The following is an 8,757-nucleotide window of genomic DNA, read 5'->3' as shown; positions in this document are numbered from 1 at the left end:
CGGCGCGCGCCGCACGCGGCGCTGGCCGGCGCTGTAGACCCAGGACAGACGCGGCTCGGCGACCTGGTCGAGGGTCTCGTGCACCAGCACCACCTCGCCGACCATGCGCGCCGGCGCGGTGAGCTTGTGGCTGTAGTAGTAGAGGATGTTGCGCGCCTTGTCGGGCGCCTGGCCCTGCACCGCCTCGCCACGGGTGAAGTACTGCTGGGTGGTCATGACGGTGTAGGCGCCGTCCTTCTGCGGCGCGGCACTGTCGGTGATCAGGCTGAAGCTGGGGTTGCGGTTGCGCGTGAGGTGGTTCCACAGCACTTCCAGGCCGTTCTGCGGAATGGGAAAGGCCACCACGCTAGCGAAACCTTCCACGCCGTTGCCGCCATTGCTCAGCTTGGCGTTGACCGCGTTGCGCGCGGCCGCCTGGGCCACGGACTCGGAGATCGCCACGCTGCGGTGGCTGGGGTAGACCGGCAGCCGGTAGCTGTCCGGGAAACGCCGGAGCAGGGCGATCTGGCCGGGGCTGAGGTGCTCCTGGTGCTGGGTGTAGTTGCTCGCATCGATGGTCAGCAGCGGCTGCTCATCGGCGAACGGATCGGCCGGTATGCCGTTGGCCAGCAGCCTCAGGTTGGCCTTGGCCAGGCCGCCGTCCCAGGCGGGGATGCGCCCGTCGGCGCTGGCGGCGCGCTCGGCGCCGATGGGGGTCAGGGTGGTTTGCAGCTGCGCCGCTTGTTCGGCGGTCACGGCTGCCAGGGCCGAGCCGGCCAGCAGCAGGGTGCAGAGCAGGGCGCCGCCGCGCAGCAGGGTTTTGGTGTGGTTCATCAGGGACTCCGCTTAGAAATTGACGCCCAGGCTGATCGAGACGAAGTCGCGATCACCGCGGGTGCCGTAGTCGCCGTCGATATAGTCGGTGTACGCCAGGCTGGTGTTGTAGGTGTTGTTCAGCGTGGCATCGAGGCCGAGGCTGATGGCCTTGGAGCCTTCGCTGAAGGCCGAGCCTTCGCCGGGGCCGTTGCCGTCGACGTCGTGCTGCCAGGACAGGCTGGGGCGCAGGTCGATGCCGGCGATGGCGTTGGCATAGCTCCAGGTGGCGCGCAGCCGGTAGCCCCAGGAGAAGGCGGTGAGGAAACCTTGGTCGTTGCAGTGCTCGGGCGTCTTCGAGATGGACGCGCAGGCGCCGCTGGCGAGGATGCCGTTGCCGAAGGTGCCGTTGCGCCCGTAGCGCGGGCCGAACTTGCCTTCCAGGCCGCCGACCCAGGTGCCGCCGACCTCGCCGACCAGCACCAGCTGATCGGCGCCCATCACCTGGCTGAAGGAATGGGTGGCGGTGGCCTGGGCCTGGGTCACCTCCTTGCGCAGGTAGCCGTTGAACAGGCTGTCGGCCTGCGCCGGGCGGATGCCTTTGGCGACCAGCGGCGAACGCGTGGCGTCGTTGAGCAGCGACTGGATAACGTCGGTGCCGTTGAACTGGATCGGCATGTTCGGCCGGTAGCTGACCTCGCCCTGCAACGCCGTGCCGGTGCGCAGGTTGGTGGAGAAGGTCAGGCCGTACAGGCGGATGTCCTCGGGGTACTGCACCACGTACTGCGAGGTGCCCAGGCGCAGGGCGTTGTCCAGCGCGTTGCCGAATACCGGGCTGTTGTAGTACGGACTGCTGATGGTGCCCAGATAGGGCAGGCGGCTGTGGTAGTTGGCCAGGTAAGCGCCGAACTCGGTATCCAGCTCGGCGGCGAACCAGCGCAGCGACAGGCCCCACTGGCCGCCGTTGCGGGCGTCCTGGTCCTGGCCGCGGGGGATGCGGATGCCCTCGTCGGTGAGGTTGACGCCGAACGGCGTCAGCGCCGCCACCGCCGCCGGGATGCCGGTCAGCACGCTGCCGACGTCGAGGCCATCGCAGCCGTCGGCCATGAAGTCGTTGCTGGAGAAGAAGGTGCCGCAGTTGTCGAGCTGGGTCTGCTCCCAGTCCAGCTGGTAGAAGAAGTCGCCGGAGAGCGCGTCGCTGAGGTTCTGCGACAGGTAGAACATGTTCACCGGCACCAGGCCTTCCTTGACCTCGGCGCCGGGCCGGCGCAGCGCCGACAGGTTGTAGGGGTTGACCGTGTTGAGCCCGCCCTGGATGAAGGTGCTCTCGCCCCAGTTCACCACCTGCTTGCCCAGGCGGGCCGAGCCGGGCTGATCGGCGACGGCGTAGTTGTAGTAGACGAAGGCGTCGAGCAGCTCGGCGCCGGCCGATTTCGCCGAGCGCTTGCGGTTGTTGTCGACCACGTCCTTGAACGGCTGCTCGCGGTCGCGCAGCACGTAGTCGTACCAGTAGCTGCCGCGCAGGAAGGCGCCGAAGTCGCCATGGCGCAGCTCCAGGTCGTGGGTGCCCTTGAAGATGCCGGAGAAGGCGTCGCCTGCGCCGAAATTGCGCCGACCGTCGTCGCCGCTGGCACTCTGCATCAGCTTCGGGTCGGGATTGGCGGTGGCGATGCTGGTGCCGATCGACAGCGAAGAATCCAGCTGGGCTTCGAGTTCGCCAAACTGGAAGTTCGCCGCGGCGGCCGAGCCGATCAGGCAGCTCAACGGCAACAGCAGATAAGGGGGCTTGATAAAGCCCGATGCTTTGCATCTCATCACTCATTATCCTCTTTGTTGTCGAGTGAATAGTTAAGTTGTGGGTGCGCTGTCGATAAGTTGGTCCGGACAATATTCGGGGTGAACGTTTAATTCGTCTGGCGATATAGGGCAGGCCGCGAATTAATTGTCCCGGTGGAAAAACTTAATGTTTCGCGCGGTAACTCTGGGTAGTGCCTACTCCCTGGATGGCGGTGTTTCGGCGATACTAGGGGCGCCTGAAAAAGCCGACAAATAGTGTCTTCGGATAGTTGCCATAACGCTTCGGCATAGCCAGAGAGAACCGCATGACCCTCAAGCAGCTCCGCTACCTGATCGCCATTGCCGAGGCCGGCAGCTTCTCCGCCGCCGCACGCCGCGCCTATATCGCCCAGCCGGCCCTGAGCCGGCAGATCGGCCTGCTGGAGAGCGAGCTGGAGATGCAGCTGCTGGAGCGCCAGCACGACGGCGTGGCGTTGACCGACGCCGGGCGCCGGCTCTACGAGGTGGCCCGCTCGGTGGTGCAGAAACTCGATTCGGTGAAGGACGAGCTGGCGTCGACCCGCGGCGACCCCAGGGGCCACGTGTCCATCTCGATTCCGGCCACGGTCTCGGCGCTGCTGCTGCCGGAGATCATCCGCCGGGCCTCGGACAAGTTCCCCGGCATCAGCCTGACCATCTGCGACGGCCTGACCCGCGAAGGCGGCCAGTCCATCGAGCTGGGCAAGGTGGATTTCGGCGTGGTGCCCAACGCCGAGGAGCTGGAGCACGTGATCGCCGAGCCGATCTTCACCGAGGACCTGTACTGGGTAGGGCCGGGTTCGAGCGCCGAGAGCGGCACGCCGATCAGCCTGGCCGAGGCCGGCGCCACGCGCCTGGTGATGGCGCCGCGGGCCCTGCACCTGCGCCGGCGTATCGAGCAGGCGGCGATGGAGGCGGGGGTGACGCTCAACGTGGTCTACGAGCAGCAATCCGCGCCGGGGATCGCCAGCCTGGTGCGCCATGGGCTGGCGGCGACCATCTGCAACTGGCCGCCGCTGGAGGAATTGTTCGAGTCCACCGCGGCGCGGCTGATCGTCGAGCCGCGCATCACCCGCACCGTGTCCATCGCCTACTCGGTGCACAAGCCGCTGTCTTTCGCGGCCTCGTGCATGCGCGATCTGGTGCGCGGGCTGCTGCTCGATGCGGTGGGCGACGGCCGCTGGCGCGGCAGCCTGATCGAGCGCAGCCCGGAGGAGTCGGATCAGGCCCGCGAACAGGCGCCGGACACCGCTTCCTGAGCCAGCAGGCGCTGGCGCGAGCGCTGCGGGTTCATGCTCACCAGGCCGATCAGGCCCGCCACCACCAGCACGCCGCCGCACACCAGAAAGCCCTGGGCATAGCCCAGCGGATGCGCGGCGCCGGCGCCCTGTACCAGCATGCCGGTGATCACCGGCGCCGACAGGCCGGCCAGCGAGGCCACCGCGTTGCCGATGGCGAGGATGCCGCCGCGCTGGCTGCTGGGGGTGAACTCGCCGAGCATGGCCGGGCCCACCGAGTACATCACCAGCGCCAGGCCGCCGCTCAGGGTCAGGCAGGCGACGCGGGTGGCGACCGACAGCTCGGTGAGGATCAGCGAGGCCGACAGCAGGCCGCTGGCGATCAGGCACACCGAGACGAAGGCGCCGCGCGCCACCCGCGAGGAGTAGCCGCTGCGCAGCAGACGTTGCGACAGCCAGGCCATGAACAGGCTGAGCGGGGTGGTCACCACCACGAACATGACGAAGATGTGCCCGGTCTTCAGCGGGTCGATGCCCAGGCCGATCTCCAGGTAGCTGGGCACCCAGGTCAGGGTCAGCGCCAGCGACCAGTTGGCGGCGAAGTGGCAGAGGTAGTTGCCCAGCACGCTGCCGTCGCTGAGCAGGCGGCGGTAGGGCAGGCGCTCGCCATCCGGCGCCAGCTGGCCGGCCCGCAGGCTGTCGAGGCTGCCTTCGCGGCCGAAACGCAGCCACAGCACGCACCAGACCGCGCCGATGGCGGCCAGCACCGCGAAGTTGACCCGCCAGCCGTAGTTCAGGCTGATCCAGGGAATCATCGCGCCGGCCACCAGCAGGCCCATGGCGCTGCCGGAATGCAGCAGGGCCACCGGCAGGCTGCGGCGGTCGTTGGGGAACCACTTGTACAGCGCGTGGGTGGCCACCGGCGAGGCGGGGCCCTCGCCGATGCCGAGCAGCACGCGGCAGGCGACGATCATCCACAGCGAGCTGGCGAACAGCATGGGCAGCTGGATCAGCGACCAGAACAGGCCCATGCCCAGCAGCAGGGTGCGGGTCGGCCGGCGGTTGGCGAGAAAGCCGCCGATCACCGCGGAAATGGCGAAGAACCAGTGCAGGGCGCCGCCGATCAGGCCGAACTCGGTCGGGGTCAGGCCCAGTTCCTGGGTCATGGGCACGGCCACCAGGCCGATCACCACCTTGTCGAGGAAGTTGACCAGCATCATGAAGGCCAGCAGGAAGGCGATGGTCCAGGCGGTGCGAGGGTGGAAGGCAGGGGCGTCGCGAGTCATGGGGGTAATCTCTGATCTTGTTGTTATGGAAAAAGGCCCGCCCCGCGTGGGGGGCGGGCCTGTCCTGCCGCCCTTAGCCGGGCATCAGGATGCCCTTGGCAATGGTATTGCGCTGGATTTCGCTGGTGCCGGTGAGTACCCGCATCATACGCGTGGCGCGGAACAGCCACTCGACCGGATGGCCCTTGATCAACCCTGCGCCGCCGTGGACCTGAACCGCCTTGTCGGCGATGCGGAAGGCGGTTTCCGAGGCGAACAGCTTGCACATCGGCGCCTGCAGCTTGATGTCGCCGCCGGCGTCGTTCAGCGCGGCGGTGGCGTACATCATGCTGCGCGCGGCGTACAGCTCGGTGGCCATGTCGGCGAGCTGGTGGTTGATGGCCTGGAACATGGCGATCGGCTGGCCGAACTGCTTGCGCGTGCGGGCATGTTCGAGCGACAGGTTCAGCGCCAGGCCGGCCATGCCGAGCATGGTCGGGCAATGCAGCAGGCGGTTGAGGGTGATGCGGCCCATGGCCAGCTTGAAGCCTTCGCCTTCCTCGCCGATGCGGTTGTCCACCGGCACCCGCACGTCCTTGAGCAGGATGTTGCCATGGGCGCCGCCGCCGGACATCACCGCGTAGTCGCTGTCCACCCGCACGCCGTCTGCCGCCAGGTCGACGAAGAAGGCCGAGATGCCCTGGGCACCACGGCCGGGCTCGGTCACCGCGAGCAGCACGGCGAGGTCGGCATAGGGCGCGCCGGAGATGTAGCGCTTGGCGCCGTTGAGCACATAGTGCTCGCCGTCGCGGCGCGCGGTGGTGCCGATGGCGCTGGCATCGGAGCCGGCCTCGGCCTCGGTAAGGGCGAAGCACACGGCCTTGTCCGCCGCACACACCGGGCGCAGGAAGGCGTCGACCTGGTAGGCGCTGGCCACCTTGAACAAATGGCCGATGCGCGGTGGCCCGGACAGCTCGCCGAGCACGTGCGCGGCCAGCGGCGAGCCGCTGAGCGCCGCCGCCTCCTTCACCGCGCACAGTTCGGCGACACTGAGCCCGGCGCCGCCGAGGCTTTCCGGCAGCATGGCGTTGTAGAAACCCAGTTCGCAGGAACGCTTCCACAGGTCGCGCAGCAGCGGCCTGGGCACCGGTTCGCCCCAGAGGATGCCCTCGCGTTGCGCCAGCGGGGCGACCTCGTCGCGGATAAAGGCCTTGAGCCCGTCGATCAGTTGGCTGGCCTTGGCACTTGGTTCGATCATGTTGAACTCTCCCATCAGATGCGGCGGTCGGTGTTTTGCCAGTAGGCTTCGCGGATCAGGCGGCGCACCACCTTGCCGTTGGGGTTCTTCGGCAGCTCTTGGACGAAGTCCACCGCGCGCGGTTTCTTGAAGCTGGCCAGGCTGCGGCCGCAGTGCTCGATGACGGCCTCGGCGCTCAGGCTCGCGCCCGGTTTGAGCACCACCACGGCGCGCACGGCCTCGCCCCATTGCTCGTCGGGCACGCCGACCACCGCCGCCTCGAACACCTGGGGCAGGCTGTAGAGCACCTGCTCCACTTCGGTGGGGTAGATGTTGAAGCCGCCGGAAATGATCATTTCCTTCTTGCGGTCGACGATGAACAGGTAACCGCGCGCGTCCACCGTGGCCAGGTCGCCGGTGAGGTAGTAGCCGTCGCGCATCACCTCGGCGGTGAGCTCAGGCGCCTGCCAGTAGCCCTGCATGATGTCCGGGCCCTTGACCACGATCTCGCCGATCTCGCCGGGCTTCACGTCTTCGAAGTGTTCGTTGACCACCCGCAGGTCGGTCTCGAAATAGCAGCGGCCGCAGGAGGCCAGGCGGCTGAAGTCGCCGTCCTCGATCAGGTGGTCCTGCTCGGTCAGCACGGTGACCAGCGAGCAGGTCTCGCCGGCGCCGTAGCCCTGGGCCAGGATCGGCCCGAACACCGCGATGGCGCGCTTGACCAGCGCCGGCGCCATGGGCGCGGCGCCGTACATCACCAGGCGCAGACTGGACAGGTCGAAGCGCTCGACCTCGGGGAAGTTGACCAGCCGATTGATCATCGCCGGCACCAGGAACAGCCGGGTCACCCGTTCGCGCTCGATGGTCTCCAGCAACAGGCGGTCGTCGTAGCGCTCCAGCAGCAGGTTGCAGGCGCCGACCGCCAGCAGCGGCATGATCTGCATGCCGCTGGCGTGGGTGATCGGCCCGACATGGGCCATCACGTCGCCCGGTGCGGCGCGGCGGGTGGGGCTGGCGATGCTCTTGCGGATCAGCGCCTTGCGGTTGCCGAAGGTCAGCATGGCGGCCTTGAGCACCCCGGAGCTGCCGGAGGTGTAATGCAGCACGGCCAGGGCGTCGTCGGCCGGGTCGCTGTGCACCGGCGCCTCGCTGCCGCGCGCCAGTAGCGTGGAATAGGCGATATCGCCGGCCTCGTCGTCGAGCGAGACGATCCAGCGCAGCCGTGGGAGCTCCTCGCGGCGGTCGTGCAAGGCGGCGGCGAAGCGCCCCTCGACTATGGCCGCCTGGCTGTGCGAGTCGTTGAGGATCTGCACGATCTCGTCCAGGGACAGGCGGGCGTTGACCGGCACCTTGACCATGGCGGTCTTGTACAGGGCGATTTCCGCCTCGACCAGCTCGACCCGGTTCAGCGCCAATATGGCCAGATGCGCACCGGGCTGCAGGCCGAGCTCGAACAAGCCCGAGGCCAACCTGTTGGTGCGAAGTTCCAGTTGCGCGAAGTTGATGCGCTGTTTGTTATCGACGAGTGCCTCATGGTCTGGCCAATAAAGTGCACTGCGGTTGATGATTTTTCCGAGGTTCAATTTGTTGTTCTCATCGGCTGGACAATGTTCGCCGATGCTAGCCAGGCAAGTTCGTCGATAACTAATACAAGAGTTCGATGCAGCCCATATCGTTATTGGATGGCGACAGATATAACGCCAACCGGCGCTAACTTACCGTGCGGCAAGAGTGTCCGGGGACGTGCTGAAAATGCCCTGTACCGTCACTCCCGCGACGACGGGAGCCCAGCTACCAGGCCGGTTGTGGATCAGGTCAGCGCAAGCGCTGTTCAGCGATAAAGCTGCGCTCCCGCCTGCGCGGGAATGACGACTATTTCAGCGGAGGGGCCGGCCGATGCATTGGCCCTGCATCGGCGGCCAAGCGGCCGCTCGTAGGCTGCGCCGCGCGCACCAACGGCTGGTGCGCACGGTTTCGGCCGGGCTGGATGGGGTATGAACGGCGTTACAGCACTTCGAACAGACCGGCCGCGCCCATGCCGCCGCCCACGCACATGGTCACCACGACGAACTTCACGCCGCGGCGCTTGCCCTCCAGCAGTGCGTGGCCGACCATGCGCGCGCCGCTCATGCCGTAAGGGTGGCCGATGGCGATGGCGCCGCCGTTGACGTTGAGCTTGCTCGGGTCGATGCCGAGTCGTTCGGCGCAGTACAGCACCTGGCAGGCGAAGGCTTCGTTGAGTTCCCACAGGCCGATGTCGTCGACCCTCAGGCCATGCTGCCTGAGTAGCTTGGGCACGGCGAACACCGGGCCGATGCCCATTTCCTCCGGCGCCAGGCCGGCCACGGCGATGCCGCGATAGAGGCCGAGCGGGGCGACGTCGTGGCGGGCGGCCAGGCTGCCGCTCACC

At 67.5% G+C, this 8,757-nt stretch carries 6 protein-coding genes and 1 pseudogene; 1 reads left to right on the top strand and 6 read right to left on the bottom strand.

The features are described from left to right. Positions 1-813 (bottom strand): DUF1329 domain-containing protein (locus N878_RS05750; protein WP_021442729.1); only part of this gene is annotated, 813 nt, incomplete at its 3' end. A 12-nt stretch (positions 814-825) separates the two neighbouring features. Further along, positions 826-2,607 carry a DUF1302 domain-containing protein gene (locus N878_RS05745; protein WP_031302805.1) on the bottom strand — a complete coding sequence of 594 codons (1,782 nt, stop codon included), beginning with the start codon at positions 2,605-2,607 and terminating at the stop codon, positions 826-828. Between the two features lie 287 nt (positions 2,608-2,894). Here N878_RS05745 and N878_RS05740 point away from each other — a divergent pair, with 287 nt between their 5' ends. Next, positions 2,895-3,866 (top strand): LysR family transcriptional regulator, encoded by a 972-nt coding sequence (locus N878_RS05740; protein ID WP_021442727.1) that lies wholly within the window; start codon positions 2,895-2,897, stop codon positions 3,864-3,866. On the opposite strand, the gene N878_RS05735 is transcribed toward N878_RS05740, so the two are convergent. The 4 genes and pseudogenes from N878_RS05735 to N878_RS05720 all read right to left on the bottom strand — a co-directional run. Further along, a complete protein-coding gene (locus N878_RS05735; protein ID WP_021442726.1) occupies positions 3,830-5,131 on the bottom strand; it encodes an MFS transporter in 1,302 nt (433 codons plus the stop codon). The genes N878_RS05740 and N878_RS05735 overlap by 37 nt on opposite strands. Before the next feature lie 73 nt (positions 5,132-5,204). Continuing rightward, complete coding sequence (locus N878_RS05730; RefSeq protein WP_021442725.1) at positions 5,205-6,368, bottom strand: acyl-CoA dehydrogenase family protein; 1,164 nt, start codon at positions 6,366-6,368, stop codon at positions 5,205-5,207. A gap of 14 nt (positions 6,369-6,382) precedes the next feature. Then, the gene (locus tag N878_RS05725; RefSeq protein WP_021442724.1) at positions 6,383-7,930 is read right to left on the bottom strand and encodes an AMP-binding protein; all 1,548 of its coding nucleotides are present in this window, start codon (positions 7,928-7,930) and stop codon (positions 6,383-6,385) included. A 421-nt stretch (positions 7,931-8,351) separates the two neighbouring features. Further along, a pseudogene (locus tag N878_RS05720) lies at positions 8,352-8,757 on the bottom strand (acetyl-CoA C-acyltransferase); the annotation flags it as partial.

The organism is Pseudomonas sp. EGD-AK9 (assembly GCF_000465935.2).
In the GTDB taxonomy this organism is placed as follows: Bacteria; Pseudomonadota; Gammaproteobacteria; order Pseudomonadales; family Pseudomonadaceae; genus Aquipseudomonas.
This window is presented reverse-complemented; position numbering and strand designations above follow the sequence as displayed.